The sequence below is a fragment of the Acaryochloris sp. CCMEE 5410 genome, from assembly GCF_000238775.2.
Lineage (GTDB): Bacteria > Cyanobacteriota > Cyanobacteriia > Thermosynechococcales > Thermosynechococcaceae > Acaryochloris.
In genome coordinates this window covers 184,439-209,938 of record NZ_AFEJ02000005.1, presented here as the reverse complement: position 1 = coordinate 209,938, position 25,500 = coordinate 184,439, and the positions used below count along the sequence as shown (strand labels likewise).

General features: G+C 46.5%; 33 protein-coding genes and 3 pseudogenes. 10 read left to right on the top strand and 26 right to left on the bottom strand.

The genetic code is table 11. The features are described from left to right. Nucleotides 1–228: 228 nt before the first annotated feature. The 4 genes from ON05_RS34225 to ON05_RS34210 all read left to right on the top strand — a co-directional run bounded on the left by ON05_RS34225 (nucleotide 229) and on the right by ON05_RS34210 (nucleotide 6,601). On the top strand, nucleotides 229–4,449 hold the full coding sequence (locus ON05_RS34225; protein WP_010478897.1) for a DEAD/DEAH box helicase: 4,221 nt from the start codon (nucleotides 229–231) through the stop codon (nucleotides 4,447–4,449). A 114-nt stretch (nucleotides 4,450–4,563) separates the two neighbouring features. Continuing rightward, entirely contained in the window at nucleotides 4,564–4,695 is a 132-nt protein-coding gene (locus tag ON05_RS34220) for a hypothetical protein (protein ID WP_262562611.1), read from the top strand. A 165-nt stretch (nucleotides 4,696–4,860) separates the two neighbouring features. Then, on the top strand, nucleotides 4,861–5,634 hold the full coding sequence (locus ON05_RS34215) for a ParA family protein (RefSeq protein WP_010478895.1): 774 nt from the start codon (nucleotides 4,861–4,863) through the stop codon (nucleotides 5,632–5,634). Beyond that, a complete protein-coding gene (locus ON05_RS34210; RefSeq protein ID WP_010478893.1) occupies nucleotides 5,627–6,601 on the top strand; it encodes a ParB/RepB/Spo0J family partition protein in 975 nt (324 codons plus the stop codon). Before ON05_RS34215 ends, ON05_RS34210 begins: the two co-directional genes overlap by 8 nt. A 255-nt stretch (nucleotides 6,602–6,856) precedes the next feature. On the opposite strand, the gene ON05_RS34205 is transcribed toward ON05_RS34210, so the two are convergent. The 4 genes from ON05_RS34205 to ON05_RS34190 form a co-directional block, all read right to left on the bottom strand. After that, nucleotides 6,857–7,372: an N-acetyltransferase gene (locus ON05_RS34205; protein ID WP_085945243.1), complete on the bottom strand. Its 516-nt coding sequence runs from the start codon at nucleotides 7,370–7,372 to the stop codon at nucleotides 6,857–6,859. 604 nt (nucleotides 7,373–7,976) lie between these two features. After that, nucleotides 7,977–8,381, bottom strand: a complete 405-nt coding sequence (locus ON05_RS34200) for a hypothetical protein (RefSeq protein WP_010478890.1) — start codon at nucleotides 8,379–8,381, stop codon at nucleotides 7,977–7,979. A gap of 173 nt (nucleotides 8,382–8,554) precedes the next feature. Beyond that, entirely contained in the window at nucleotides 8,555–9,211 is a 657-nt protein-coding gene (locus tag ON05_RS34195; protein WP_262562610.1) for a hypothetical protein, read from the bottom strand. 318 nt (nucleotides 9,212–9,529) lie between these two features. Then, the gene (locus ON05_RS34190; RefSeq protein WP_010474366.1) at nucleotides 9,530–10,159 is read right to left on the bottom strand and encodes a Crp/Fnr family transcriptional regulator; all 630 of its coding nucleotides are present in this window, start codon (nucleotides 10,157–10,159) and stop codon (nucleotides 9,530–9,532) included. A gap of 387 nt (nucleotides 10,160–10,546) precedes the next feature. Here ON05_RS34190 and ON05_RS34185 point away from each other — a divergent pair, with 387 nt between their 5' ends. Next, nucleotides 10,547–11,335, top strand: coding sequence for a PD-(D/E)XK nuclease family protein (locus tag ON05_RS34185; RefSeq protein WP_010481884.1), 789 nt, complete (start codon nucleotides 10,547–10,549; stop codon nucleotides 11,333–11,335). Nucleotides 11,336–11,360: 25 nt separating this feature from the next. Here ON05_RS34185 and ON05_RS34180 read toward each other — a convergent pair whose 3' ends face one another. The 11 genes and pseudogenes from ON05_RS34180 to ON05_RS34125 all read right to left on the bottom strand — a co-directional run bounded on the left by ON05_RS34180 (nucleotide 11,361) and on the right by ON05_RS34125 (nucleotide 17,763). After that, the gene (locus ON05_RS34180) at nucleotides 11,361–11,846 is read right to left on the bottom strand and encodes a hypothetical protein (protein ID WP_039782328.1); all 486 of its coding nucleotides are present in this window, start codon (nucleotides 11,844–11,846) and stop codon (nucleotides 11,361–11,363) included. A gap of 152 nt (nucleotides 11,847–11,998) precedes the next feature. After that, a complete protein-coding gene (locus ON05_RS34175) occupies nucleotides 11,999–12,403 on the bottom strand; it encodes a hypothetical protein (protein WP_010481889.1) in 405 nt (134 codons plus the stop codon). Between the two features lie 15 nt (nucleotides 12,404–12,418). Then, nucleotides 12,419–13,294 (bottom strand): annotated as a pseudogene (locus ON05_RS34165) (DUF5131 family protein). 49 nt (nucleotides 13,295–13,343) lie between these two features. Beyond that, the gene (locus ON05_RS34160) at nucleotides 13,344–13,970 is read right to left on the bottom strand and encodes an MT-A70 family methyltransferase (RefSeq protein ID WP_010481894.1); all 627 of its coding nucleotides are present in this window, start codon (nucleotides 13,968–13,970) and stop codon (nucleotides 13,344–13,346) included. Between the two features lie 233 nt (nucleotides 13,971–14,203). Then, nucleotides 14,204–14,734 (bottom strand): hypothetical protein, encoded by a 531-nt coding sequence (locus ON05_RS34155; protein WP_010481896.1) that lies wholly within the window; start codon nucleotides 14,732–14,734, stop codon nucleotides 14,204–14,206. 8 nt (nucleotides 14,735–14,742) lie between these two features. Beyond that, on the bottom strand, nucleotides 14,743–15,576 hold the full coding sequence (locus ON05_RS38900) for a DNA cytosine methyltransferase (protein ID WP_010481898.1): 834 nt from the start codon (nucleotides 15,574–15,576) through the stop codon (nucleotides 14,743–14,745). A gap of 11 nt (nucleotides 15,577–15,587) precedes the next feature. Further along, on the bottom strand, nucleotides 15,588–15,803 hold the full coding sequence (locus tag ON05_RS34145) for a hypothetical protein (RefSeq protein WP_175307309.1): 216 nt from the start codon (nucleotides 15,801–15,803) through the stop codon (nucleotides 15,588–15,590). A gap of 42 nt (nucleotides 15,804–15,845) precedes the next feature. Next, nucleotides 15,846–16,133, bottom strand: a complete 288-nt coding sequence (locus ON05_RS34140; protein WP_010481900.1) for a hypothetical protein — start codon at nucleotides 16,131–16,133, stop codon at nucleotides 15,846–15,848. A 95-nt stretch (nucleotides 16,134–16,228) separates the two neighbouring features. After that, nucleotides 16,229–16,513 carry a hypothetical protein gene (locus tag ON05_RS34135; protein ID WP_139026212.1) on the bottom strand — a complete coding sequence of 95 codons (285 nt, stop codon included), beginning with the start codon at nucleotides 16,511–16,513 and terminating at the stop codon, nucleotides 16,229–16,231. A 666-nt stretch (nucleotides 16,514–17,179) separates the two neighbouring features. Next, entirely contained in the window at nucleotides 17,180–17,404 is a 225-nt protein-coding gene (locus tag ON05_RS34130; protein ID WP_010481903.1) for a hypothetical protein, read from the bottom strand. Next, the gene (locus tag ON05_RS34125) at nucleotides 17,401–17,763 is read right to left on the bottom strand and encodes a hypothetical protein (RefSeq protein ID WP_010482665.1); all 363 of its coding nucleotides are present in this window, start codon (nucleotides 17,761–17,763) and stop codon (nucleotides 17,401–17,403) included. The genes ON05_RS34130 and ON05_RS34125 overlap by 4 nt, the downstream gene beginning before the upstream one ends. Nucleotides 17,764–17,824: 61 nt before the next feature. Here ON05_RS34125 and ON05_RS34120 point away from each other — a divergent pair. After that, nucleotides 17,825–18,220, top strand: a pseudogene (locus tag ON05_RS34120) (transposase); the annotation flags it as partial. Between the two features lie 14 nt (nucleotides 18,221–18,234). On the opposite strand, the gene ON05_RS34115 reads toward ON05_RS34120, so the two are convergent. Both ON05_RS34115 and ON05_RS34110 read right to left on the bottom strand, forming a co-directional pair. Beyond that, a complete protein-coding gene (locus ON05_RS34115; RefSeq protein ID WP_262562609.1) occupies nucleotides 18,235–18,963 on the bottom strand; it encodes a transposase in 729 nt (242 codons plus the stop codon). A 46-nt stretch (nucleotides 18,964–19,009) separates the two neighbouring features. Further along, nucleotides 19,010–19,516, bottom strand: a complete 507-nt coding sequence (locus ON05_RS34110; RefSeq protein WP_262561927.1) for a transposase — start codon at nucleotides 19,514–19,516, stop codon at nucleotides 19,010–19,012. A 79-nt stretch (nucleotides 19,517–19,595) separates the two neighbouring features. Here ON05_RS34110 and ON05_RS34105 point away from each other — a divergent pair. Next, a pseudogene (locus ON05_RS34105) lies at nucleotides 19,596–20,135 on the top strand (IS5 family transposase); the annotation flags it as partial. 157 nt (nucleotides 20,136–20,292) lie between these two features. Here the strand turns inward: ON05_RS34105 and ON05_RS34100 are convergent. Beyond that, nucleotides 20,293–20,532, bottom strand: coding sequence for a hypothetical protein (locus ON05_RS34100; RefSeq protein WP_010481963.1), 240 nt, complete (start codon nucleotides 20,530–20,532; stop codon nucleotides 20,293–20,295). A 347-nt stretch (nucleotides 20,533–20,879) separates the two neighbouring features. Here ON05_RS34100 and ON05_RS34095 point away from each other — a divergent pair, with 347 nt between their 5' ends. Next, nucleotides 20,880–21,206, top strand: a complete 327-nt coding sequence (locus ON05_RS34095) for a hypothetical protein (RefSeq protein WP_010481964.1) — start codon at nucleotides 20,880–20,882, stop codon at nucleotides 21,204–21,206. An 82-nt stretch (nucleotides 21,207–21,288) separates the two neighbouring features. On the opposite strand, the gene ON05_RS34090 is transcribed toward ON05_RS34095, so the two are convergent. The 6 genes from ON05_RS34090 to ON05_RS34065 all read right to left on the bottom strand — a co-directional run bounded on the left by ON05_RS34090 (nucleotide 21,289) and on the right by ON05_RS34065 (nucleotide 23,358). Further along, nucleotides 21,289–21,465, bottom strand: coding sequence for a hypothetical protein (locus ON05_RS34090; protein WP_262562655.1), 177 nt, complete (start codon nucleotides 21,463–21,465; stop codon nucleotides 21,289–21,291). 106 nt (nucleotides 21,466–21,571) lie between these two features. Beyond that, nucleotides 21,572–21,913 (bottom strand): hypothetical protein, encoded by a 342-nt coding sequence (locus tag ON05_RS34085; protein ID WP_010481968.1) that lies wholly within the window; start codon nucleotides 21,911–21,913, stop codon nucleotides 21,572–21,574. A gap of 42 nt (nucleotides 21,914–21,955) precedes the next feature. Next, complete coding sequence (locus ON05_RS34080) at nucleotides 21,956–22,111, bottom strand: hypothetical protein (protein ID WP_010481970.1); 156 nt, start codon at nucleotides 22,109–22,111, stop codon at nucleotides 21,956–21,958. A gap of 234 nt (nucleotides 22,112–22,345) precedes the next feature. Continuing rightward, entirely contained in the window at nucleotides 22,346–22,570 is a 225-nt protein-coding gene (locus ON05_RS34075; RefSeq protein ID WP_010481971.1) for a hypothetical protein, read from the bottom strand. Nucleotides 22,571–22,655: 85 nt separating this feature from the next. After that, nucleotides 22,656–23,000: a DUF3768 domain-containing protein gene (locus tag ON05_RS34070; protein ID WP_010481972.1), complete on the bottom strand. Its 345-nt coding sequence runs from the start codon at nucleotides 22,998–23,000 to the stop codon at nucleotides 22,656–22,658. Nucleotides 23,001–23,064: 64 nt separating this feature from the next. After that, nucleotides 23,065–23,358: a hypothetical protein gene (locus tag ON05_RS34065; RefSeq protein ID WP_010481974.1), complete on the bottom strand. Its 294-nt coding sequence runs from the start codon at nucleotides 23,356–23,358 to the stop codon at nucleotides 23,065–23,067. Nucleotides 23,359–23,686: 328 nt separating this feature from the next. Between ON05_RS34065 and ON05_RS34060 the strand changes: the two genes are divergently transcribed. Continuing rightward, nucleotides 23,687–23,995 (top strand): helix-turn-helix transcriptional regulator, encoded by a 309-nt coding sequence (locus ON05_RS34060; protein WP_262562608.1) that lies wholly within the window; start codon nucleotides 23,687–23,689, stop codon nucleotides 23,993–23,995. A 15-nt stretch (nucleotides 23,996–24,010) separates the two neighbouring features. On the opposite strand, the gene ON05_RS34055 is transcribed toward ON05_RS34060, so the two are convergent. After that, on the bottom strand, nucleotides 24,011–24,403 hold the full coding sequence (locus ON05_RS34055; protein ID WP_236619201.1) for a VOC family protein: 393 nt from the start codon (nucleotides 24,401–24,403) through the stop codon (nucleotides 24,011–24,013). Next, the gene (locus ON05_RS34050; RefSeq protein ID WP_029315875.1) at nucleotides 24,387–24,686 is read right to left on the bottom strand and encodes a hypothetical protein; all 300 of its coding nucleotides are present in this window, start codon (nucleotides 24,684–24,686) and stop codon (nucleotides 24,387–24,389) included. The genes ON05_RS34055 and ON05_RS34050 overlap by 17 nt, the downstream gene beginning before the upstream one ends. Before the next feature lie 270 nt (nucleotides 24,687–24,956). On the opposite strand from ON05_RS34050, the gene ON05_RS34045 reads away from it, so the two are divergent. Further along, complete coding sequence (locus tag ON05_RS34045; protein ID WP_175307312.1) at nucleotides 24,957–25,112, top strand: hypothetical protein; 156 nt, start codon at nucleotides 24,957–24,959, stop codon at nucleotides 25,110–25,112. Nucleotides 25,113–25,500: the final 388 nt, after the last annotated feature.

Genomic DNA, 25,500 nt, shown 5'->3' with positions numbered 1-25,500 from the left:
AGTGCTGTAGCTACTGACTGATTTGGTGAATATTTTTCGGTGCATGTTTCTATGGGTATGGAAACAGCCGTTGACGAACACTAAGCCAAATTTCTCTATCCTCTCACCTTGATGCCAGGGAGGGAGTCAATGGATTCGGTGAAGACAACTTAAATAAGTTGTTCCAGATCAATGAGTAATGGAGACCCAGTCTAAACTGGTTAAGATACTAGCCACTCCTTTGCCGACGTGACCTTATCCACGAATCCCCCCTTGATCCAGGAAGATCTATCCGCCGTTAGAGCCAGCCTAGTCAAAAAGTATGAACAGCTTTCTGATCTAGAACGAGAAATTATTCAAGCTGTTTCAGTTATTTTCACAGCCACAAGCCGCACGGCTTTGTTATCTTGCTTGGCAAAGATAGGAACCCTTAGCCCAAAGCAAAAAAAGCTGACCAGCTCAACCATCCGGCCTTACATGGAAAATCTCCTCAACTTAGAAGTTCTATTGATGGAGAATAATAAGCTCCGAGTTCACCCCTTAATCATTGAGATTGCCACCAGAGATGCCGTGACCAAAGGTAAGTTCAAGGCAATGGTTGAAGCGGTAGAATCCATTATTCCATTTAAGCCAGGATGGAATGGTAAAGGACGGGGCTTTAATGATTACCAGGAATTTATCCGTGCTTTTCGCATGGGCTTTTATCAGAAAGATTTTGAAGCCATTGCTGAGTATTGCCAAGATTACTATGCCTACGGCTACAGGAGTGACAAGATTGCGTTAGATGAGGTTCTTGACCTCGTTTGTAATAATCCCTTTGATCAGTACTGGTTTTGGACCATTCCCATGGAACTAGCTGATCTATTTCTGGTTAATGGGTTACTCACCGATTCCCTCCTGCTGTTCCCTGCTGAAGACAAGTTAGAGGTTCTCATTGAAATTTGTGAGGACGTGGGTGGAAACTATCTCAGTATTGTCCTAGCCGAACAACTGATATTAAGAGGACGGCTTGAAGAAGCTAAAGCCTGTCTCGTTGATATCCCAGCAGACTATAAACATGATGCACTGGCTATCCAAGGATGGTTGGCCTGTTTGGAGGGTAATTTTGATGCCGCGATGGCTGCTTATGAGGAGGCATTAAAAGCACTAAGGAAACTCACTAGCAAACGCAAAGTTTATTTTGAGTCCATCAGCGGCATTTTCTATGTATTAACACTCCTCCATGAAGGATCCAGGGCATCACTTAGTTCAGCGATGAGCTATATCAACTTGATTCATGAATCCGAAGACCATTGGCTCTCTGAGATTTATTCCCTGCTCAAAAAAGTCCTATTGGTTCAACAAGGTGACTTATCCTACCAAAACTCAGTAATCAATACCTCTGTGCTGCCCTACCAATCTGGTCAAAGCTTACAAACCCTGATCAGTGCGTTATGTGTCCATTGGGTTGATCCAAGCCCAGTAAAAACAACCCTAGTCAAAGTCCTTGATCCATATTGTCATCAAGCAAATAGCTCTGGATATGGTTGGCTGGCTTCTGAAACAAAAGCTTTAATCGAACAACTGACTTCTGAACAACCTGCTTCTAAACCAAAGTTGCCTGACCTACCGTTACCTCAGTTTCCACTAGCTAGCTTAATCACTGCCCAGGAGGATTGGCAGCTCAGTTTAAAAGCCTTAGAACAGTTAAATTCCGAATTCCTGTTAACTGACAAAACAGGAGCCATTTCTCGGCTGGCTTGGTTTGTGTCTATCGAATCGGGGAATGTCACACTCGAACCCAAAGAACAGAAACGAAATGCCAAGGGAGGATGGAGCAAGGGGCGCAAGATTGCCCTGAGCCGTCTGTTCAATCAACCTAAAACCCTGGGCTATCTCACAACCCAAGACTTGAAAACTTGTGCTGAGATTGAAGACGAAGTGAGTTACTATTTTGGCTACCATAAAACGGAATATCAATTCAAGGAACAAGCCATAACTCATTTGGTGGGTCACCCCGCAGTTTTTTGGGCGGGTCTACCCTCCACCCGCATCGATATCCTTAAAGGTGAACCGGAACTATTGGTCAAAGAACGAGATCAGGGAAAGCTCACTTTAGAACTACATCCTCAAATACCCAGAGCGAAAGACATTCTAGTCATACAGGAAACCCCCACCCGCCTGAAAGTGATTGAAATCAATGAAAGTCACCGTCGCATTGCCAAGATCCTGGGGACGTACAATTGCCTCAATGTACCCAAGACGGCTAAAGAGCAAGTTCTTTCAGCTATCAGCTCAATATCTGGACTTGTTACAGTTCAATCGGATATCGGTGGTGGTACTGAAAACACTGAGCTAGTGGCTGCCCATTCGATCCCCCATATTCATCTTCTACCTGCAGGAGATGGACTCAAAGCCATGATTAGGGTTCGGCCTTTTGGGAACTGTGGTTCTTATTTCCCACCTGGATCTGGGGGCAGCACGGTGATTGCTGAAATTGAAGGTAGGCGGTTGCAAACCAATCGTGATTTAGAGAAAGAGGATCAGTTGGCACAGAAGACCATCAATTCATGCCCCACCCTGAACCAATATGGAGATGAACATGGGGAGTGGCTTATCACGGAGCCAGAAGACTGTTTAGAACTCCTCTACGATCTACAATCCATCTCTGACCAAATCATCGTGGAATGGCCCGAAGGTGAAAAATTTCGGATATCACATCGAGCAGACTTAGAGCATTTTAGATTGAAGATCCAGCAACAAAAGGATTGGTTTGCGATCCAAGGTGAGGTGAATGTTGATAACAGTCTTGTCCTAGACCTGCAAAAGCTATTGGCTTTGCTCGATGAGACCTCTGGGCGGTTTATCAAACTGGGAGAAGGTCAGTTTCTGGCCCTAACCCAGTCTTTTCGCAAACGGCTGGCGGAATTGCAGGCTTTGTCTGAAGTGCATGGGAAGGGTTTAAGGTTTCACCCTCTAGCCTCAGTAGCCCTAGAGGATCTGGTTGAAGATGTAGGAGACCTGCAAGCGGATAAACACTGGCGTGACCAAAAACAAAGGCTACAACAGTTAAAAAATTTTGAACCTGAGATTCCTTCAACATTGCAAGTCCAATTGCGAGACTATCAAATTGAAGGATTTCGCTGGTTGGCTAAACTTTCCCATTGGGGAGTTGGAGCTTGTCTTGCAGACGACATGGGTCTTGGAAAAACTCTGCAGGCACTCGCTGTGATTCTTACCCGTGCCCCTCATGGTCCAACTCTGATTGTGGCTCCCACCTCTGTTGGCATGAATTGGAACAAGGAGGCCAAAAGATATGCTCCCACTCTCACACCACTGCAATTTGACAATAGTAATCGGCAACAGTTATTAGAGCATCTCAAGCCCTTTGACATGCTTATTTGTAGCTACGGGCTCTTGCAGCAAGCGGAAGTGGCTGAGATGTTAGCTCAGGTGAGGTGGCAAACAATTGTTCTAGATGAGGCCCAAGCGATTAAGAATTTTTCAACGAAACGATCTCAAGCCGCTATGAAACTCCAGGGTGAATTGAAGATTATTACGACGGGCACCCCGATTGAAAATCATTTGGGTGAATTATGGAACCTGTTTCGTTTCATCAATCCTGGATTGTTGGGATCTTTAGATAGCTTTAATCAACGTTTTGCCATACCGATTGAACGGTACCAAGATAAAGCTGCTCGGAATTACTTGAAGAAGTTAATCCAGCCATTCATTCTTAGGCGAACGAAAAGCCAAGTCTTAGAGGAATTGCCCTCTCGAACTGAAATTGTTCTACAAGTCGATTTAAGCCCAGAAGAGTTTGCCTTTTATGAGGCTTTACGACAGGACGCATTGGCTAAACTCAACGAGAGTGACGCTGCTGATGGTCCGAAACATATCCAGGTTCTTGCTGAATTGATGCGCTTGAGAAGGGCTTGTTGTAATCCTCGCTTGGTCCTTCCAGAGACGGATTTACCTAGTGCTAAGTTGCAGCTCTTTGCAGAGGTACTCAATGAATTGCTCGATAACAATCATAAGGCACTAGTCTTTAGCCAGTTTGTAGATCATCTCGAAATAATTCGCCGTTTCTTAGATGAACAACAAGTCCCATATCAATATCTAGACGGCAGTACCCCAGCGAAAGACCGACATAAACGAGTGGATGCTTTCCAAGCCGGAGAGGGTGAGATTTTCTTGATTAGCCTTAAAGCAGGAGGCACTGGGTTAAATCTTACGGCTGCAGACTATGTCATTCATATGGATCCTTGGTGGAACCCTGCCGTGGAAGACCAAGCTTCAGATCGGGCTCATCGGATTGGTCAACAGCGTCCCGTTACAATTTATCGACTTGTAGCAAAGGGTACGATTGAAGAAAAAATTGTTGAACTGCACAACCAAAAGCGAGACTTGGCAGATAGTCTCTTAGAAGGGGCCGACATGAGTGGCAAGGTAAGCACTGATGAACTGCTAAGGCTCATGAAGCAAAACTGATCATAAGATCCTAGGCAAATATGAACAACCAGTTCACTATCTACATATAACTGGTTTAGGGTGGATATTAAATTGACACTAAACGAGTTGCTCAACAAAAATGATCGAATAGGAATGGACTCGCAGACATTGAACGAAGTTTTGTCCTTATTCAAAGCAGGTGAGCGGACTGGAGCAGCGATTAATACTGTTCGCACGGTGAAGGCATTGTTGAAAGAAAAAGCTCAATATTTAGAGCCAGAGTGATCCAGTTATGCCGTGGAACTTTCGGAGAAGTGAGAGATAGAACTCTCGTATACTTGAACATCTCTGACATTTTCATAATACATCTCACATCTTGACAAATCTGATAATAACGTTATTATCCTTTCAGGTTTTGTGAATATTTTTGGCTCATTTAGAGGCATATTAATGATCACAGCTACAAGAGATAAGCAATTGAGCACTAAGAAAAAGAAGTTTATACCCCCCACTAAACCCGTAATTATTGCTTTTCTCAGCCAGAAAGGTGGAGTTGGCAAAACCACCACAGCCACACATGCTCGTGATTGGTTTGAGCAATTTGGCTCTGTAGGATTTATAGATGCAGATGCCCAAAGAAGCAGTTCAAAATGGCTCTCAGCAATCAGTCCAGAAATAGAATATACAGTCATGGGTGAAGCAAGAACGCTTCTGAGAGAGCTGCCAAACGTAAAAGAACAATTTGATTATGTCATCGTAGATGCTCCTGGAAGTATGGAAGATGTATCCAGAGCAATTTTGAGCCGTTGCGATATTGTTGTCATTCCATGTCAAACCTCACAACTAGATCTGGATAGCAACGATGAAACTATTGAAATGGTCGAAGTTGCACAAGACATTAGAGGGGGCTTACCTAAAGCCGTTCTATTCTTTAATCGTGCTGAGGAAGGCACCATCTTATTACGGGAAGCTCTTGAAGCGGCAGACAAAGATGAAAATACCAGGAAGCATGTGTTCCCTCTTGATACAGTCATCCATCAAAGAACATGCATAATGGATACTCCAGGCCAGAGAACTACAGCGATTAGAGAAGTACAACGCCTAGAAGAAAATCGCAGAAAGAGAAAGTTAAAAAAGAAAACCAAAAACTTCACTCCTATAGAAATGGCTCGAAACGAGTATTGTGAACTTTTTGAAGAAATCACGAGGATCATTAATGGCTAGCCGTCGTTCGCTTACTCTCAGGAAGGGAAAAGATACTGAAGCTGCTTTAGAGAGCTTTGTACTTAACGATGATCTTCTTAATTCCAAAGGCCAGCCTGCTTGGAGTAAGTCTCCAATTGTGGAAATAAAGCTTGATAAAATTATTCTCCCTGAATTTCAGCTTAGGCTTTATTACGATCGAGAGAAAATCGAACAAATCAAGGCTACGATTCAATCTGTTGGTATTAGAGAGCCGCTATTATTAAGACCGATACCTGGCAAAGGTAAGTATTTTGAGCTAATTGCAGGTTCGCAACGTAGACTTGCCGCTGAAGAGTTAGGCCATCGGATGGTGCCAGCAAAAGTTGATGAAGTTGATGATCTCATTGCACTAAAAATAGCAATTATCGAGAATGAAGCACGGTCAGACATTAATCCTTTTGAACGTACTCGTGGAATCATCCAACTTCTATCAACTGGCCTTCAAATGAGTAACGACGAAGTTGCTCAGATCTTGACTTCACTCTTTAACGCAGAAAACCGTCGTAGCGATAATAACGTTATTATCAACGATGAGCAAAAAAGATTTATTCTTTCTGTCTTTGAAGAGATGGGACTAAACTGGAAGTCTTTCGTTGCTAACAAACTGCAACTCATCAATCTACCTACTGATGTAGTTACATTTCTTGAATCAGGAAAAGTCTCATATACGAAAGCAATCCGCATAGCTAGAGTTAAAGACGAAGACATTCGAGAAGAATTACTAAAACGTGTTGTTGCAGAAGAGCTTACTGTTAAACAACTTCAGAGTCTCATTACTACTGTCTCAAGCAAGACAAATAGTAGCGAAGAAATTATTCTGCGCGATCGAGCTAGAGCTGTATTAAAAAGAGCTACAAGTCCAAAATTATTAAAGGACAAAAAGATTCGCAAAAAAGTTGAATCACTAACTAATCAACTTGAATCCCTTATTTCAGAGTGTGAGTAAAAGCACTCATTCTTCAAGATTTCTATAATCGCTTGCTCTTACCCGTCATACCTGTTTAAATCGTCACATCGCATCAAAAAGTAGTTCTCTTAACTAAACCCGATGTCGCAGCAAGCCCAACTTGCAGACTTATTCGCGGCTGAGTTCCTAGCGGGCAAATCCTATGCATCGATAGTAAAGGCCCGATCCCAGACAGCTATCCCTCGTTCTACTGTTATCAGAGCTATCTGCTCAAGGGAGATGGTAGTAACGATTTCAACACTCCTGGATATCCTTGAAGAAGCGGACCATCTCGTATTCAAAGAGCGCGGGGTCATTTGGGTATGGCTCGATATTTCCAGTCTTCACAAACCCAAGGCGCTCATAAAAGCGAATAGCTCTATCGTTGCTCGAAGTCACCGTTAGGATCAATGTTATGACATGATGGGCTTCTATCCACTTAAAAACAGTGCGAACAAGAAGTTGCCCCACACCTTTGCTACGATAATTCGGGGTAACCCACATTGAAGCTAAGTGAGCTGATGTCAAATCCTCTGGATGAAGGAAACAGGCCACAATGCCACATGGCTGACCACTATCAATCGCTAGGTAGCCAACAGAATTGTCACCAGAGCATCGTTCTGCGCGCTGCTGCCATTCAACATCTGACAGCTTCAATTCTTCAGCATACGTTGACCCAAAAGCTGAGGGGGACTCTCGTAATGCAGACAGCCTCACTTCCCGAAAAGTTACTGTTGATGCTGGAGTAATAGGCTCGATGGACACCATCATTGCTTCAAATACAGGACAGAATTCTTATCACTAAGCGGTTGGCTACCCAACAGAGGCGTCTACCCCACACCTGAGCAATTACTATTCGATAGTTTATTTCATGCCCGGTCCGAGATCAGCCTTGAAATCGCATCGTAAAAGAAGAAGGCTTTGCGCCCGACGGATCTGATGCAAAACAACTTATTCAGACTAATCTGGTGCAATGCCAGGTTTGAGTTGCCCAGTTTTTGCTGAAGGTTAGGTTCGCAGAAAGTCTTGTAAGCTTTTGAAAATAGCTATGCGGGACTGTCGGTGTGGATGGTAAGGATAGAAAACCGCTTGTCGCTAGGCCATGTTCCGGGGCTGGTGTTGGATCGAGGATTAGCCTGAGATGATGCGAGGGTAGGCACCCCGGAAAGAGTAAGAGTGTAGCGTACCCCAGATCGGCAAGGTTACCTTCACAAAACCAGGCATTTGCACCGCTACCTGCCTTTACTAAACCTCTTGCATAATTCAACTAACGATATGGTAGAAGACTTAAAATTCGAGTCAGATCACGACATTTTTTGCGTAAGTAGCACATCATGAAACGAATATTGCAAGAGGTCTACTTATGAATGTTCCACTAAGGCGATTGAGTTGCATGAAAATTGATTTCTTGTATCCAGACATCGCTAAATTCCTCAAAACTCTCCCCAGGAATAAGGATATGGGGAGCCTCTTTTTGCTTGGCAATGAATTCCTCACGCCATAATTCCCAAGCCCGAATTGACGGTAACTCCAAATCTGCACAGTATTCATTCCAGCTATCTTTCTCAAGGAGCGAGGGGCCGCTGAGAACTTGCCTTGATTCAACTTCTATCAAGCCGAAATCAACGAGTTTCTGGATGAATGGAGGATGCTTTATCGGAGGCTTTCTGGGATTGGTGATCGGGGTTTCATAGCAAAGCCGCACGGTTTTCCCAGAATACTTTTTGGCTGCTCTCAGAAGTGCCAATTGAGTCTGAGTTAAGGATGGGATGCTGATCATGGACTCACCTCACGCAGAATCATCTAACAGCCTTACAAAGTACGCTGAAATACTCATAAGGTCACTGCTTGCTTGTTCGATTTAGCTCAATCACCACCCAATCTTAAGCCACTGTCATCCTATCAAAACCACCCAGCCCCCAAGTCCCCTCAGAGGCCAGGTCTATGGTCTGCCTAGGATTTGGCAGCTTCTTGCTTCATCACATCAGCTAGGGTCACCCTCTTGGTTCCAGTCCGACGCTTCCCACTACCACTAGCCTCAACAGGAGTCGGGTCTTGAGGAACGGCCAACTCATCATCCAGTGGGTCAGGATCAACAGGCGGATCAAGGACAGGGGACTCATCCAAGATGGTCATGGATTCCCCCACCTCAGCCACGTTTGCAATCTCCTCCAGGTCTTCCGAAATGTCAGGAGCCAGATCCTCAGCCTCGACCTCAGAAGTATCCTCGACCGGGCTGTCGGCCAGGAATGCCTGGGTCTGGACCTTGAACCAGTCGATAGCTTTATCGTGCAGCTTCCAGTGGGGCATCAATCCGATCCGTGAGCTGGGTTTGATGAGCGCTTGGACTAATACCGTCTCTTGCTGACACCCTTTGCGATAGACCGCCACAGTTCGTTCCTTGACCTCCTCAAAGATGGGGCCATGCTTCTGGCTCACTTTGGACAGGCCCCAGGAGCAGAGGGCAGTGAAGTTTTTCCATCCTTGGATTTCCTTTCGGATGACGAACAGGAAGGCTTTGTTTGCGGCCAGGCCCACTTGGGTAGCGGCGGTGTCGATGACTTCGGTGTGCTCGGCTTGCTGGATTTTGACGCTTGTTATCAATTTCATAGCGGTGTCCTTTGAATTAATGAATAGTGGATAAAGCACGACTGGCATGTGCAACCGAGTCGGCCATGTGGATATTGAGAAAATGCAAAGGGAGGTCTTTGCCTCTTGGGGAATATACCCTCAGCAAAAATCAGACTCGATGGAGAGTCGTGGTGAGGTGGATTTGGTGAAAAAACTTTGGGTGGGACTGTCCCACTGCCTAGTGACTAGGGTAGCGTGGATAGCTTGGTGCTACAAGGATTGGGGGATTAGAGTTTCTGATCGGTGGAGGGAGGATACTAGGCAGAGCTAATGATTAGTGTGCAGGTGGTGAGGATTCTAAAACCTAGAGCTGTGGACAACTAAATGACGAGTTCTGTCGATAGATAGCCATCCTTCCTTTCGCAGTTCACCAAGAACGCGAGTGGCCGTCACACGAGTGACCCCCGCCAGATCTGCAATTTGTTGATGAGTTAATCGAACCCTAATTCGAATACCTTCTGGGGTCTGTTCCCCTATTTCTTTGCTAAGCAACAACAGCAACTCCCGACAGCGAGCGCTCACAGGATGGAGATGAACCAAGGCTAGCAAGTCTTCTGCCTGCTGTAAACGCCGATTGAGTTGAGACAGAATTCCTTGTGCCAGTACAGACGATCGCTCCAGTTCTATCTGAGTGATCCGCATCAGCACTACATCAGATAACGCAATCACTTCATAAGGGTCAATCTGGGTGAAGGGCAAACCAAAGGGCATCTCTGGATAAGCCAATCCCAGGATCGCCTCATTCCCCTCACTATCGAAAGTCCGTAGTTGAAGGATTCCCCGGCAAACCACCCAAAGTTCTTGGGAATGCAACGGAATCGTGATACCCCGCTTAAATTCGTAGGTTTGGCGTCCCTGATAGACCTCTTCGAGTAACTGAGACCCATTGTTGGGGGATAAAGTAGGTAAAATCTGGGTTGGTGGCATGGGTGAGTCCTCTGATGTAGCCTTTACACTCAAATCTCAATGTTGGGGTTAAACCTGAGTTAAGAGTCATTCTCAATAGAGTTACAACTAATCCCTGCAGAGTCATCCTAATATCAATTCAACGTCAAACTATATCCGCTGAAATTCATATTTTACGTATGCTAGCAATTCTGTCGTAAAGTTGTCAGGTTTTCATTTCATATTCACAGTTGAGAAAATTATCAATATGATCTTCAACTAAATTCATTGAGATTTACTTATTTTCAACCACCCAGTCATACATTACAGGCCAAGACTGGGACAAAAATATCGATACTCTGATTACGTTATTGTCGAGGCGGAATAAGGCTCGATCTATGATGAAGCTAGCCTTTCCAGGTGCCCCAGATGGCTTATCCCCTCTCAGCCACTAAACTCATCACCTACCAGCAGTGCCCCAAAGCCTACAACTTCAGATATGAGCGGGGACTCTCTTCACCCTCTGCTTTTGGATCGCCTGCCTTTGGTATTGCCCTTCACAAAACCCTCGCAGATATCTACAAAGACTGGAACTACGATTACCCCCTCCCTTCCCTCGACTGGTTCGCCGTTTGCTGGCAGGCACATACTGGAGAGCTGAAACCCACCCAGGTTCATGAGGGGTGGATGGCATTGCAGATCTATTACGAGAAATATGTTGCCCCACTTCCTCAGATCCGCAAGCCGCTTGGCGTCGAGGGGAAGATCAAGGCCAGCTTCCAGGTGAACAATATTGAGTTTTCCATCACAGGTCGTTATGACCGCTTAGACTATACCGATAAGGGTCTGGAGCTGATTGACTACAAAACGAGCAAGACTATTGGCCCATCTGATGGAATAGATCTACAGCTAGGACTGTACTTTTTGATTCTGGAGCAGATCTACCCAGAGGCACTGGAAACGCTGAGTCTGATTTATCTACGGCAAGGTCAGAAAGTTTCATTTGATGTGACGCCTGACCATCACCAGCAGGTACGAGAGTTGATCGGGGATATCGCGGTAAAGCTCAGAGCAGATGATGAGTGGAAACCGGAAGCTGGTAAACACTGCAACCACTGTGGGTATCAGAAGTACTGTCCTGCGAAGTCCATGAAGCCAGAGCCATTGCCAGAGGGGACGAAGGAAGCGCGGCAGGTTCAATTAGTGTTGGGGATTTAAATTCTAACTGCATTTAAGTTTGGAATTATTGGCTTGATGAATTATTGAATACATTATTGAGCCGACCGGAAATCTTGTTATACGACCAAAACCCAAAAATCATCAGAGCAAATATACTAACCATTGCTCCTACAAGGAAAGCTTTGAGGACATCAGATATGTGATCGAAGACTTTAGAAGTTTTCTCCCATCGTTTGAGAAGCCTACGGTCAAAATGACATCGTAGATAACTTTTCTTCTGATGTAGACTCCAAAACCGATGATCCAAGGGGTAGCCCAGCTCTGATGGATAATGATTTGCGAGGGTTCCCTCAAGACTCTCTCCTCTCCCTCGATCTACGAAAATAAGGTCTTGATGAAGACTCGTCACCTTAACAGGCTTATTCTCCCAAGTCCTGAGTAACGCCCAATCTCCCACGGAGAATGCATCCGAACCCATGACTTCTCCCACACGCAGAGGGTCAAGCTGGGGTGTAGGAATATGATTATTAAAATCGCCATACTCGCTCATGGCTCTCTCCTCTAAATCTTGGGAAGATACATTAGCCTGAATTGATATCCTTTCTTCTATTTTGAACAATGTTTTGGATTTGAGCATTGAGGGAGCGCAGATGCTGAATCATTTCTCATAAGACGCCAGATAGAGGCAAGTGAAGAACTTTGCTAACCCGCTGTCCAACCTGGACAAGCATTGACCTCGCCTGTCTGGAATACGCTGAAAAGTTTCTCTGTAAACGCCACCGGAATAAACCAGTGGGCACAGCCAATGTACAAGTAGGCATGTGGGGGTTCACTCAGATAAAAAATTTCAAGGTTGATATCACTATTTTGCTGCCAGGCATCTTCTTGATAGAGACTGGTTCCTCCTGGACATATATAGGTGCAGATCAAGACTTCATCAAAACCCCCATCTTCCATATAGCCGATGTAGTTCTCTTGGTAAAAGTTAGAAGGTTTGAACTTCCGAATCACAATATGCAGCTCCCCTGGCCCCTGAATCTCCAGCTCTTGCCTGCCAGGATGCTCCGTAATGCCAACTCGCCAACCTTGAATGTATTCTCTCTTCATCCACTGTCACCTACATCAACCGAACTCAGGAAACTCCCGCACTCGAAGATCCCCCGGCCATTCTTCGGCATCCCCACCCTTCGCAGAACGGAGCTTGGGAACTCCTACAGGCTTGCTGCCAAGCTGCTTGATGAACACTGGGACATCTGCTGATTTGCACTGGTCTCGGATTGAGCGAATCCAAGCCACATCACAAGGCCGAGCGCCAGGGCCAGACTCACCTCCGGTGATGCACTAGCTCAGGGGTGATTCTGTTAGATTGAGGTTTACTGCTTCCAACAACGGCTCACAACTCAAAAAACGGATAGCGGCTGGCGTTTGCCCGAGCAAAGGAATCCGCTCGTCTGCTGCTTTTTGGTTCTCAACTGATACACCTAACCAGAGATTGGGGAGCGGCCAATCCCACTGACACGATTCAAGGTCGGCTAATACCTTGTGGTTGATATTGGCGGATCGACCCTTATCGACAGCGGCAATGCGGATTCTGTTTTTGGCACTCCTGAGATAGTCCCGCATTCGTTTTGGCCGCTTGGTCAGCATCTGAATTGTGACCTTGGGATTGAGTGCGATTGCAGCAAAAATCTGATCCAGCCACTCGTCTTTTACGGCTGAGTGAAACGGGTCTGACATCGATGGCATAAATACCTTGGTCGGCTTGCGGAACTTGAACAGTTTCTCCAACTGCTCTGGGACAAAATTCACCTGACCTGTCCAGTTGCCCTTCTCATCGACAACACCATGGTACTGGGGGAACTGTTGCAGTCGTCCTGACTTGGAAGCCCTGGCCGCATAGCAATGTTCACAACCGCTGCTTTTTGCACCTTTGGCTCTAACCTTTGTGCAACCCACTAAGCAGTTGATAGTGTGATCGGTCCATTCGATAGTAGTCATCTCTGTTTCTCCAAAAATTTTTATCAGGCTTGCTTCATCCCTGTCATCCCTATGCCTCCGCTCCCCAGCTCTCCCAACCCGGACGAGGACACCGAGAGAACAACTCAATCCGCTGACCGCCCAAGGCATCACCTAGCCGATCCGCCATCTGGTAAAACTCTTCAGGCTTTTGAGAGTGCTGACCAAGGGGAGCCTGGAATGCGGTGGGAATATTAGTCAATCCAAGAGCCGTAAAGGTTTTAGCCTTGCCTTTGCGGCCTATGAGAACGTGTTCAGTTGCATTTCGACCGTAATGTCCTACGCCGTAACGAATCTTGGACCTGTCCAATGTCGTCTTAACCCACGTATGTATGGCTTTGTACTCAAATCCCCAGGACTCCATGACTTTGAAGGCTAATGGTAGATGGTTGTTTGTTGTCCACAACAGCAGATAAGAATCAGGAGCCGCAATCGAACTTACAGGCATCGCTACAATCTCCTCATCCGTCATCGAGGGATAAGGGCACCGTCCACGGTGGGTTTTGTCGGATTCCCGGAGATGGTAGCTCCAAGGCGGATCAACCACAATCAGGGAGAATGCACCCACGGGGAGGGGTGGGGTATTCGGAATAAGATTGAGCGTGATGGCAAGCTTCTGCTGACCACGCTTATCGGTTGGTGCGTACTTAGTTTTCATGGATGACTCCTCAAGGCATCACTGAGGAAGAAGTATAGGAACATTCCGAAATAGAGAGACTGCCAGAGCAGCCACCAGACAAGGGTGTAGGCATCCATAATTGCCTCCTAAATTTTCAAATTCCAGCTAGAAACTGAAATGATTTGTGGTCTTAAAAATGTGAATCTGATAGGAATTCCAGGCAAAGAGGATGGGCGTTGAGTATTCTGTGCTGAGGGCTAACCAGAACTGGTTTACCCCTCTTGCGCTCGAAGCTGTTTTTCTCGCTCAATTGCAGAATTCGGCAGTAAATCTTGGAGATTCAAGGTGCAACTCACTTCACCAGGAAGCGGACAAACACCGAAATAATGAGGTAATCTCACAAGCTCGGATTGGATGAAATCAAATTGCAAACTGAAGATGGAGTATTTTTTCTGTGCCCGTACCCGCATTCGTCGAATGCGTTCTCGGTGCTTCCGCTCCAGGGGCCAAGGTTGATAGGGGCGACTGGGTTTGCTGGAGGTTGGGCCAGAGTGAATGGTTTGGGGAATGACGATACCTTTTGCCCGGTGGTATGCCTTCACCGCAGATCCCATTTGTGGTGTGGGCACTTCCTGTAAACGCTGCCAGGATTGCTGGAATATCTGATTTGCAATTGCAAGTATCTCCGCTGCTTCCTGGCGAAGATCAACGAGAATCCGTTCAAAGGACTGGCGTTGTTCAGTCGTCTTGGCTTGGCCAGTTTGCGGAAGTTTAAGAGGTAGGGCTGTTTGGACAGCAATCATGATCAACCTCACTCAAATAACGACAATTGTGGTTGAGGATCTGATTCGGGATTCTTTCTTTTGGGCTTTTTCGCTGGACTCGTTTGATGAATACCCCCAAATGCTTCTGCTTGCTGATGCAAGGATTTACGAAGAGCATCGTAGGTTGAGAATCCCCCATCCGCGATGACCCGGCAAAAGGCATCTATCACCGGGACGCCTTCAGGAGTCACCATACTGAGAATTCCTGGTACGTTCTCCATCACAAAGGTCTTGGGTCGAATCTCCAAAATCATGCGGGCGAATTCAAAGATCAGGCTATTGCGTGGATCGAGGACCTGTCGCTTACCTGCGATTGAAAAGCCTTGGCAAGGTGGGCCACCAAAGACACAATCGACTTCACCAACTTCCACGCCAATGGCATCTAGGATTTGCTTTCCTGAAAGCTGCCGAATGTCACCCAGCCAAAAATGCTCCACACCGGTACGCTCTGGGGGCCGATGCTGGCCCGATAGGAAACATTGAGCAATACCACCGTCCTTATCAACCTGCATGATTTGCTCAAGTAGCTTCGTGAATTTGGCCTCATCTTTGTCTGCCACAAAATTCATATCCAAGGGATAAGCCCCCAGATTGGCAAGATAAGTTAGTGCTGCATTGGCATCCTTTTCAACTGCGGCCACCACTTGAAAGCCACCCTCGATCATCCCCAGACTGAAACCGCCACAGCCACAAAATAGGTCAATGGTAATTGGAGTGTCATAGTCACGTTTGGGGAGCAATAGCCCAGACTGTCGTTGATGATAGGTGGATTGCTGGGGGAGGTAGAGGCCATCCCCGTTTTGAATAAACAAATCATTCATATCCTCACCCCCTAACAGCACAATTTGAGTCGGACAGCAGGACGTAAATCCGTGATTTTGACTGTGGTGAAGTTCTTACTCCACTTCCCGGATTTGTCCTTGGATATCATCAGAACGTGTTGTCTGGAGACTGTTGAGAACACCTTGAGACGGGTGCCGTTTTGTCTCCTGAGTGTTCCGAGGAAGTACACCAGATGATGCTGAGGCGAGTACACTAAATCGCGCATGGGATTTTCCTCCAATATTCAATTAGCTAATTTGGGTTGTGGTTACCCTTCAATTTCGAGATAGGTAACGGCAAATGCACCCTCAATATCTGCATTGCACTTCCTAAAGCAGATGCAATCTCCGTCTGGTTCTAGGAAGTACTCCATCCAGTACTCATGGCGAACCTGATGAGCTTCAGCAGGACAATCGGGATTGACGGTCTGAGCAAACGAAACTGGATCAAAATGACCGAGGGCATAGCATCCTTGCAAGCCACCGATCCAATCACGGCCCACTTCCCTCAACTCATGAACCTCGATCATGGGTGTCAATGGTTCAAGGCATGGCATGATTTATCTCCTGTTTGAGTGATGCGATTTTTTGAGAGCTTCGATAGTTGTTCCAAAGTGAGTCTTGGGCTGACATCGGCCTAGACAACCACGTCTTACGCCCTTGAGGAGAGAGCGGCAGTGCGAGGGGTAAGGGTTACAACTTTTGCTCGTTGCTCGGAGCGTTCCTTTTCTTCCAGTCGCTGCAATCTCCTAGTCAACTCTGGGGTGGGAAGGATTCCTCGTGATGCCCCACAGTCCCGGCATAGCCACCAGATGTGGTTGCCACCAGTACGATGCAAGGGAATGATTTGGTAGGCAATCGCCACTTTATACTCGTGACAATCGCAGCATCGTTTAACGGACGGCTGATAGAGTCGCCGCACATTACGGGTAAACATGATAGATTTCTCCTAGATAGAAAATTTCTAACTTCGACTGAGGCGATTCTTACTAGCTGGAATCGCCTCTTTATTAATTCAATTGATTCAAGACAGCCCTAGCTGCAAGCTTCTTCGTGCTTCCACTCCAGAAAAGACTTAATGACATCGCCGTGGCAGGCCAGGGGAGCGCACCATGCTATGTTGTTCCTTGAGAGAGAAACATCTGAATTTCATAGTCAAAGGCGGTTTTCAGGCATGAGAGTCGCCTTTTTTCAAGAAATATCTCAGTAGCTCTATGACTTGGGATGTCGGGAATGCTTTCAGAGTGGGAATACTAAGGGCACTATATTTCATCAGTTATCTAAAGGTAGCTTTCTGGATTAGCTACCTTTTTTTATTGAAGATGCTTGAAGACTTCAGGCTATGTTAGATTTCTTGGGGATTGTATGAACAGCAATCATTTGAGGGCGATCTAATATACTCCAGGTCGCCCTTTCCCATGCCAATTTGTCATCCTTTGCTTCAATTGGGGCATCCTCACTAATAGAAGGGTGAGAATAGATAATTCCATCGCTTCACCAAAAAAGTGGATCTCGACAGCTTCTCCTTACCGAAGCTGTTTTTTATTTCAAGCTCCCCTCACACCAGGCCATCCAAGATTTCGCCAACTGGCAATCACTGACATCATCCGGTAGATTCGAAAGCTTGCTGAGCCTGCCAGTAATAAGCAAAATACCCCTCGCGTACCGACCAGTTGCACAACAGGAGATTGCGGAGAAACAGAGCTTGGAAAGGATGAAGGCGACCAGGGTAAACCGAGAATCCCTCATCCTCGCAGAAGCCCTTGATATCCTCCCGGCAATATTCCGTCAGGGTTTTCAGTGCTTGCCAGTCGATGGTCGGATTCATATTCCAAACTTTTTCTGAGCAGAGATGAACAAGGTGCTAGCCGCACATTTGAGCGTTTCTTCACTCACTCCAGACTCCCCTAGCGCTCTGGATGCCTGTTTGAAACAGAACGCATAAAGATCAGCCCGACTCGTGATGTAACTTGCGATCGCACTTTTCACTTCTCCTTCCAACTCCCCAGTATCCAGAGGAGGTGCCTCGACCACTGGGGACTGACCTGGAGCCGGGGCTTGCTCGACCAGGCTGTACTTGCCTTTGGCATCCTTAGCGACCTGAACAGGTTGACCTTTGCGGAGAGCTTTCAAGGCTGCATCATCGGGATTACCCCAAATCTTTATATCTTCTCGGCGTTGTTGCATGAATAGGTGTTGCGGATCAGGCGTGGGCTAGAGTTTATGTACCACCAAAAACCGCTAGCCCATGAGTTACCGAATCCGCAACTGGTCCGAGTATAACGCTGGTCTCAAACAGCGGGGAAGTATAACCTTCTGGCTCGAACAATCAGCTATCGTTCATTGGCTAGAAACCACACCGAGTCAAAAGCGGGGGGCCTCTCTGACCTATAGCGATACAGCAATCTCCACCTTCGAGACCGTCAAATGTATCTATGGGTTAGCAGGGCGTCAAACCGAAGGATTTCTAAATTCATTGTTTGAGTTGATGGGAATTGAGCTTCCCGTTTGTGACCACAGCACCGTCTCTCGACGCAAAGGTCAGCTATCGATTTCATTGCCCGTTATACCTAAGCAAGGTGCCATTCACGTCGTTATCGATAGCACAGGGGTCAAAGTCTATGGTGAAGGAGAGTGGAAAACCGTTAGTGTCCCGATTTATTCGCCATGGTTATTGAGACGATCATGCTTGGCATGATCTCTGCGTGAGACGAGGAAGAAAATCGCTAAACAGCTCTCCTCATTGGGGAAAGCACCAATCTCATCAGCTTTGGTTCGGAATTCTCGGAACAACCGTTCTAGCGCATTGGAAGTACGAATCAGCGAATGAATGGACTCATCATAATCATAGAAACTCAAGGTCAGGGCAAAATCTTTGGTAAAGGTTCTGACCGCATCGGGTTCAAGGTCTGTCCATTTCTGTGCAAACACGAGCAACGCAACAATAGCTTCTTCCCAGTCTGGCGCTTTATAGATAGCATAGGCATCGTGTTTAATTTGTGAATACCGCAGCTTCTTGGCTTCAGAGTGGGACAGTTCTTGTCCTTGAGCATCCAGGTGTGGCAATTGCTCATAGCCCAAATGCCGGAGCATCGCTCGAACCTTATGGGTAATGCACCGTTGATGTTGCGCGAGGGGAAACAGAGCGCGAATTACCTTAGGTAGCCCAGTGGTGCCATCACTCACAATCAGCTTCACCAAATGGGTTTGCAATCCTCGTTGCCGTAGGTGCTCAAAGAACAGTAGCCAAGCTGCCTCAGATTCTTGGACAGCAATTTCATAATGGAGAACAGTTTGTGTCCCATTTGGCCATATCGCCATGGCCACTAAGATGACTCTGTCTTCCGCACGGCGTAGTTTCCGAATATGCCCAGCTTGGTCTTCCAAAAGTCTTCAGACGCACATTGAACACTCGCCCAAACCCCATCAACAATCAAATAAAAGGGGTTTTCTCAAGACGAGTCTGACGACTTTGGAGCATCTGCTTCTGGGCTTTAAGTGTAATCCGGTTAATGGCATTCACGGATAAGACTGCACCCAGGATCTCATAGAGAGCTTCTTGCAGATCTCGAAGCGATAAGCCCATGACATACAGGCCTAGGCAAAACTCTAGCAGGCTGCCAAGGGCTCGTTGGTAACGCTCTAAAATCTGCCACTCTCGGCCTGCATTCCCTTTCCGTAGTTTGGGAACGGACAGCTGAGTAATCCTGCCGTACTGGGTATCAAGGATCCGTTGATAGTAGCCTGAACGTCGAGGTCGATCCCCTTGAATCTCTGATAGATAAGCTTGAACTTCTTCGTCTAGAGCTGACTCTACTGCAATCTGGGTGACTCGGTTAGCTTCAAGACGAAGGGTTGATTCTAGGGCTTCGTTAATAGAAGCATAGGAACTTTGAGATTGGATGCGGATAATCTGCTGCTCGCGTTGGGCAATGTTCATAAAGGAGTGCTCTGAATTCTCTATTATCAAAGCATTTCAGCTATCTCAGCCCATGGCGAATAAATCAGGACACTAACGGAAAACCAGGCAACATGGTGTGAGCAAACGTCGGACGTGGCGTAAACTTCACTTGAGTGTTGATGAGTCCACTGGAGAAATTCTCACGGGTGTCGTGACAACCAATGACGTTCAGGATGGTGAAGTGTTTGAAGATCTCCTTGAAGGCATCGACGATGAGATTGAACAGGTCTCTGCGGATGGAGCCTATGACCAAAGTCATTGCTATGATGTCCTCATTGAGCGCAATGCCACAGCTGCAATTCCCCCAAGGAAGAATGCCAAAATTTGGCAACATGGAAACTGCAATGCTCCACCCCATCCACGAGATCAAAATCTCAGAGCCATCCGAACACAGGGACGAAAGAGGTGGAAAAAACAAGCCCGCTATCACCGGCGGTCTCTAGCTGAAACGACGATGTTTCGCTTCAAAACTATCTTTGGGGGTCAGGTACGTTCCCGTAACTTTGATAATCAAGCCACTGAGTTACTCCTGCAGTGTGCGGCACTCAATCGAATGATTCAGATCGCCAAACCCGAGACTGTTTGGGTTGAAGCTTAAGAATAACGAGCAGAGGCAATTCATCTAGCCTTTACGCGATTCATGCAACAAAGCCTATCTTCTCCATCAGGGAGTGTGATTTTTGCATTGAGTCTTGGCCCATGCTGGGTATCCCATTCTTTAGCGGGAAATTTGACCTTAGCAGTTAGTATTTGTGTCATTGCTCTGCTCCTTCTAATACGTCCATCAGCCCTGGCAAGCTCTCATTGGCAGCAGCCAGCAGATCAGGAGGAATCACCGATAACACTTGGGGAGAGAACCCCCAGATCAAGATTGCCGGGTCCAGTTGTCCAGCACTGGCAAATGCAATTGCTTGATCAATCGATAATTGACACCAGGCATTCTCTGGATGGGGAGCTGGTACAGGAGGCAAAGTCGGTAGGGTAGTAGTGGTCATAGGTTTTTCTCCAGATATGCGAAACCCCCAGCGAATCAGCCAGGGGAATTAATAGGTGTGAAATCAATTAATAGGTGTGAAGTAAGGGAAATGATTTGAGCTAGCTTGTAGGTGGATGCGATTGCAAATGAACCGCCAGTGATCGCATCCGCCAGAATCGGGTGGTCTCCAGGAACAGAAGACTATCGGACCTGAGCAAGGATGGTCTCAGATGCTGGAAATAAGCTTTTGACAGATGAGAAATGTTTCTTTTTTCCCTTTAGGAAAATACCGTGAGATTACGCAAGACGAACTTCTATTGCTCTAGCTAGAGTAAAAGTGTGTATCAATCCGGGGTAAACGAAACCATGGAAGATGTCACAGGCTTATCTCATCAACCCAAAAGCCTACAGACACAGCAAGGTGGTCAAATACTCAAGCTAGATGATTGGATTGAATTAAAAATTGGCAACACAGTTGTCATCTCTGGGGTTATCAATAATCATCCTAATTTTGTCAATGGTCAAAGATTTGTGACCGATTCGCTGCAATGCTTCAAGACAACAGCAAATGGCAGAGTCTTTGCAATGACTACCTGTTCTTGCTACGAACTCGGGCAGCGATTGAGTGAATATGATGTTCACGCTCGACATTCTTTTGAAGAAGCTCTCGGCATTCTTTTGAAAATGACTTAGCACCCGGTATAAAACATTTTGCAGATTACGGATGATTGAAGACAGGTGAGTAGCAATCTCGGCCTCATTAATAATCTCCGCTTCAAACCCTACACCAATAAACCAACCTCAACCCCATCGCAGCAACGTACTCTCTGATGACCGTCCCAAGGCTTTCCTGGGTTTGGGCTTGCTGGAAATCAATCAACTGGAAAGAGCGGCCATTCCAGACTTCGATTTTGGCGACGTACATCTTTATGGGATTGCCTCTGGGCATCATGAAAAGGGCCCCTTGGTGGGGGATACCAGGGGGCTGCATTAAAAAAGATAAGAAATAAAAGAGAAGGTTTGGGGGAGGAGGGGTGGGAAAGGATATGATGCTCACTCTATTCGTAAGTAGTCGATATTTTCTTCCATGCCACTTGATAGCGAACAGCTCCACCCTCTTCATTAATGACTAGATATCCTTTCTCAGGATCAACAATCTTCAGACTATGAATGGTCAGATACCGATGGTCATTTTTGGAGTGTATGTCTACCGTATTGAAGTCTAAGTCCAATTCATGGTGGTAGAAGTGAACAACGATTGCATCCTTTTTTACCAGCTTGCAAGCAATAGGGATTTCGATCATTTGCTCCGTTGCGAACTTCTTGTCAATCAAAGCTAACTCTAAGACATCGCCAACCTTGAGATGAATGGAGAGTATTTCTAGGATTAAAACATCCATACAGAATTCTCCTGGAATATCCGCTGTATCTCAACCTCAGCCTCAAACCTTACTCCAATACACCAGCCGCAACCCCATCGCAGCCACGTACTCCCTGATGACCGACCCCAGGCTTTCCTGGGTTTGGGCCTGTTGGAAATCAATCAACTGGAAGGAGCGGCCATTCCAGACCTCGATTTTGGCAGCGTGGATTTTCATAAGGATACCTCCGGAAATCCTAAAGAAGGCCCTTGACGGGGATACCAAGGGGCCTGTTGGCGTGGGGAGAAGAGGAAAGAAAGAGAAGAAAGAGAAAGGTTTGGGAGGGAGGGGGTGTTGACTGGGTTGCAAGGCTTGGACATATCCCGCCAATATTTCAGCAGGAAAAACCCCGGACAGGAGCAGCCGGGGTCCTCAGCAGATATTGAAATAAAGAGATGAGGGATATAAGGGTTAGCTACCAGTCAAGGAACGGGTAATCACCACAGCGGTTGCACCAATGATGCCAGCCCAAGCAGTGCTGATCAGGGCTAGGGTCAGACCCCAGAGCCGACCATCCCATTTCTTGACTTGCTCATTAGTGGAGCGAAGATCTGCATCAAGCTTTTGAATTGTCTCTAGAACAGTCTCTAGAGTACTTTCTATGCGGTCAAGTCGATCAGGTTCAGATGCTGTCATTGCAAGCTCCTTGGTTAATATCATTGTATCAATCAGAAACGAAAAGCACTTCACCCCGTAAGCCAGGGTGCGGAGGAATGCGAGGCTAATATTCGCTTGAATGCATCAGCGTCAGAACCCTAGTGGTGACCTTGGGATCACGGGGAGCTTCTGACCCGTATTTCAAGGATTTGTCGTAATAATCAATCTTGAAAAAGTACTTTTCGTCTTGAAACTCCACACTGCCAAAGTCATGCTCTCCATAAGGGTCATTTTCTGGGGTGAAGTCATCGAACGTGCGGACCAGTCGAAAGAGTTCCTGTTGATCGACTGACGAGAGAGCCTGGACAAGCTGAGTGGTGAAGACCTGGCCTAGGGTATGGTCACCTTGACGAAAGCGGTCATTGAGTTGGGCGATAGTGGGGGCTTGGGTTGCTTCTGTAGTGGTCATAAGATTGTCCTCTGAACTTACCTGAGACGGGGCAGGGGCAAGAGGTGCCCCTGTAGTGGGTGGGTTAGAATTCGTCTTCGTATTCAGCCTCAGCTCTTAGCTGGCGGGATGTTGGCACCGTTCGCCAGTCTGCGAGCCTGGAGCTAGGACCGTACTCGGACAGCACCCAAGCTCTGAGCCGATCACCTAATGAACCGACTCGGTTTTTGACAATGAAATAGATTTCCTCAAGTTCACCACCGTCACGGACTCCGGGCCAATGTTCGACCTGACCACAGACTAGGGTCACTTCAGGGTAGAGAGGATCGGTAATCTGCTCATCTACCTGTTTCTCAAGTTGCGCTAATGTAGTAATCATCTGTATTACCTCTGGTAATTGGTTTGCAGAAGGAGAGCCGCTGAGTTTTCTTGGTGGGAAAGGCAGCGGCTCTTTTCAGGGAAAATTTTCAAATTGTGTAATTCATCCACCGAGGGCATCAGACCGTAATCCAGCGTTACCTCGGTTTTGTCTCTGCGGCATTCAGCAGTGTAACCAGCACTTCGTAGAACTCACTTATTTAGTTGAAATGAGTTTTTAACTCACACTTAAATTATTGCATCTCTTGCTTACATTATCAAGGTCTAGATTAAAAAAATTTATGCTAAGCTTAGATTGTTAAACCTCAAGCCCAAAGATCATGAAGACTATGACTTGCTGTAGAGTCATGACAGGCAGTTCTGTGGCTCAAACTTTGATTCGGTGGCGTTTAAACGAAATTATGGCTAGGCACGGTATTCGTCCTAAAGAGCTGGCTGAAACAATGAAGGTCAGTTCTACTGCCGTTTCCAACCTTCGTAAAAGAAGTATGCCAAGGCTATCGGAAGAAACATTAAACAAGCTTTGCCATGCTCTCAATCAATTACGCCAAGAAGAAGAGTTAATTACACCAGGAGATTTAATCGAATACACCCCTGACCCTGAATCACCAAAATCAACTCAAGATAAGATTGTCTGATTAACTGATCTGACGCTAAATACTTGCACCGGCCCCATTGTCTTCATACCTTGGACCAATTAGACCAATCAAGTTCCCGTCAGGATCCATCACTTGGCACATATAATTCCCATCCTGTCGATCCAATGGACCTCGATAGAGTTTTGCCCCCAAGTGAATTGCTCTTTCAAGTACCACATCAAAATCTGTAACCTGCCAATAGGTAACATGTCCCGCTGCCCCTGATGGCACTTTGCTATCTGATTGATGAAACCATACTTCTTGATCGCCAACTCTTATAAAAAAGTGTTCCAAATTCTCCAACCAGGTAATCTCGATATCAAACAAGCATGAATACCATTCTGCTGCCGCATGACGATCAGAGACAAAATACATGACTTCAGCAACATACTCAAACAAGCTTCTCACCTATAACTGCTGTCACCAACTCCGACTTATGGAATACTAGGACACCACAACCCGTATCACTCAACTCAAACAACAACCCCAGCCCATCCCTCGGACTTGTCCTAGAAAACTCTGGGGTTCTCCTCTGGCGCTTCAGTAGGCCCGCAGTTCTCCTGATGGTGATTCGGGTGGTGGAGGTGCGAGAGAGCTTGGGTGTGGTGGTATCGTTTGCGCGATCGCAAAGATGATTCGTCGTAATCAATCCCCAGAATTCCGGTATTTGGGCATAGAAGTCTAAAACCACAAAAATGGCAATTCAGTCTACAAAAGGGTTTCAAGTGTTTCCACCGATGCACTCACTCGGTCTGAGAGTGAAAGGAGCGAGGTTAGGAGGCTGGAGCATAGCCTGGTATCAAGGATAAGAACGCAACCAACTCAGATGCCAGATCTGTCATAGTTGACAAAATCACTATGGTTGACAGCCTTTTTTGTCAACTGAAAGGGCTTTTATTGCCTGATTTGTCAACAGCCCTTTATTTCATCTGGATTCTACGCTTTTCTACTCGATATCAGTATGCAAGCAAACAAGGACCAGGCCAGAAGGTTGTCTTGGTCTCAAGATTGCGATCGCAAACCACAATACCAAACCATCACCTCAACAACAGCAAAAACCCCAGACACCCCAAAGTCTCACCCCATGACAGCCCAGGCTCAAGATGTTCCCAGGTAAGGGCTTGAGAGGGGCGTCCAAGGCACTGGGGGAATTCGTTAGACTGGGATAGTATGGCTTGTCAATTCGCAATGCTAACGCTAAAACAAACTGACAGATACCCATAACACTGTCAGTTTGTTTTGATGATGCCCCTCACCTTGGCAGGACGCAAGGCTTACATTTGGGTAGTTGGTCACGCCATCCTCATCTCGAAGAGAGGACAATACTCGCTAGTCTTCCAAGAAGTATTTACTTTCTCAAATGGGCTTGTAATCTCGCTTCGGGGGAGGGGATGATGGTCGTTGGAACCTCGCTACAATATAGCGCTACTCTCTCCGGGTACATTGGAGCATCCCATGCTTTTGTCATCGCTCTAGTGGCAATTTCTAGTGGAAGTTTATGGAGA

Excerpts from the sequence above, each read along its gene's own strand:
- ON05_RS34130 (WP_010481903.1), bottom strand. The coding sequence starts at position 17,404 with ATGAATCCGACCATCGACTGGCAAGCACTGAAAACCCTGACGGAATAT.
- ON05_RS34190 (WP_010474366.1), bottom strand. The coding sequence starts at position 10,159 with ATGCCACCAACCCAGATTTTACCTACTTTATCCCCCAACAATGGGTCT.
- ON05_RS34070 (WP_010481972.1), bottom strand. The coding sequence starts at position 23,000 with ATGACCACTACAGAAGCAACCCAAGCCCCCACTATCGCCCAACTCAAT.
- ON05_RS34095 (WP_010481964.1), top strand. The coding sequence starts at position 20,880 with ATGGAAGATGTCACAGGCTTATCTCATCAACCCAAAAGCCTACAGACA.
- ON05_RS34090 (WP_262562655.1), bottom strand. The coding sequence starts at position 21,465 with ATGATGCCCAGAGGCAATCCCATAAAGATGTACGTCGCCAAAATCGAA.
- ON05_RS34205 (WP_085945243.1), bottom strand. The coding sequence starts at position 7,372 with ATGATGGTGTCCATCGAGCCTATTACTCCAGCATCAACAGTAACTTTT.
- ON05_RS34160 (WP_010481894.1), bottom strand. The coding sequence starts at position 13,970 with ATGAAAACTAAGTACGCACCAACCGATAAGCGTGGTCAGCAGAAGCTT.
- ON05_RS34155 (WP_010481896.1), bottom strand. The coding sequence starts at position 14,734 with ATGATTGCTGTCCAAACAGCCCTACCTCTTAAACTTCCGCAAACTGGC.
- ON05_RS34200 (WP_010478890.1), bottom strand. The coding sequence starts at position 8,381 with ATGATCAGCATCCCATCCTTAACTCAGACTCAATTGGCACTTCTGAGA.
- ON05_RS34060 (WP_262562608.1), top strand. The coding sequence starts at position 23,687 with ATGACTTGCTGTAGAGTCATGACAGGCAGTTCTGTGGCTCAAACTTTG.
- ON05_RS34195 (WP_262562610.1), bottom strand. The coding sequence starts at position 9,211 with ATGAAATTGATAACAAGCGTCAAAATCCAGCAAGCCGAGCACACCGAA.
- ON05_RS34085 (WP_010481968.1), bottom strand. The coding sequence starts at position 21,913 with ATGGATGTTTTAATCCTAGAAATACTCTCCATTCATCTCAAGGTTGGC.
- ON05_RS34100 (WP_010481963.1), bottom strand. The coding sequence starts at position 20,532 with ATGACCACTACTACCCTACCGACTTTGCCTCCTGTACCAGCTCCCCAT.
- ON05_RS34065 (WP_010481974.1), bottom strand. The coding sequence starts at position 23,358 with ATGATTACTACATTAGCGCAACTTGAGAAACAGGTAGATGAGCAGATT.
- ON05_RS34140 (WP_010481900.1), bottom strand. The coding sequence starts at position 16,133 with ATGCCATGCCTTGAACCATTGACACCCATGATCGAGGTTCATGAGTTG.
- ON05_RS34045 (WP_175307312.1), top strand. The coding sequence starts at position 24,957 with ATGCAAGCAAACAAGGACCAGGCCAGAAGGTTGTCTTGGTCTCAAGAT.
- ON05_RS34215 (WP_010478895.1), top strand. The coding sequence starts at position 4,861 with ATGATCACAGCTACAAGAGATAAGCAATTGAGCACTAAGAAAAAGAAG.
- ON05_RS34210 (WP_010478893.1), top strand. The coding sequence starts at position 5,627 with ATGGCTAGCCGTCGTTCGCTTACTCTCAGGAAGGGAAAAGATACTGAA.
- ON05_RS34145 (WP_175307309.1), bottom strand. The coding sequence starts at position 15,803 with ATGCGCGATTTAGTGTACTCGCCTCAGCATCATCTGGTGTACTTCCTC.
- ON05_RS34125 (WP_010482665.1), bottom strand. The coding sequence starts at position 17,763 with ATGCAACAACGCCGAGAAGATATAAAGATTTGGGGTAATCCCGATGAT.
- ON05_RS34180 (WP_039782328.1), bottom strand. The coding sequence starts at position 11,846 with ATGAGCGAGTATGGCGATTTTAATAATCATATTCCTACACCCCAGCTT.
- ON05_RS34185 (WP_010481884.1), top strand. The coding sequence starts at position 10,547 with ATGGCTTATCCCCTCTCAGCCACTAAACTCATCACCTACCAGCAGTGC.
- ON05_RS34080 (WP_010481970.1), bottom strand. The coding sequence starts at position 22,111 with ATGAAAATCCACGCTGCCAAAATCGAGGTCTGGAATGGCCGCTCCTTC.
- ON05_RS38900 (WP_010481898.1), bottom strand. The coding sequence starts at position 15,576 with ATGAATGATTTGTTTATTCAAAACGGGGATGGCCTCTACCTCCCCCAG.
- ON05_RS34110 (WP_262561927.1), bottom strand. The coding sequence starts at position 19,516 with ATGAACATTGCCCAACGCGAGCAGCAGATTATCCGCATCCAATCTCAA.
- ON05_RS34220 (WP_262562611.1), top strand. The coding sequence starts at position 4,564 with ATGGACTCGCAGACATTGAACGAAGTTTTGTCCTTATTCAAAGCAGGT.
- ON05_RS34175 (WP_010481889.1), bottom strand. The coding sequence starts at position 12,403 with ATGAAGAGAGAATACATTCAAGGTTGGCGAGTTGGCATTACGGAGCAT.
- ON05_RS34135 (WP_139026212.1), bottom strand. The coding sequence starts at position 16,513 with ATGTTTACCCGTAATGTGCGGCGACTCTATCAGCCGTCCGTTAAACGA.
- ON05_RS34075 (WP_010481971.1), bottom strand. The coding sequence starts at position 22,570 with ATGACAGCATCTGAACCTGATCGACTTGACCGCATAGAAAGTACTCTA.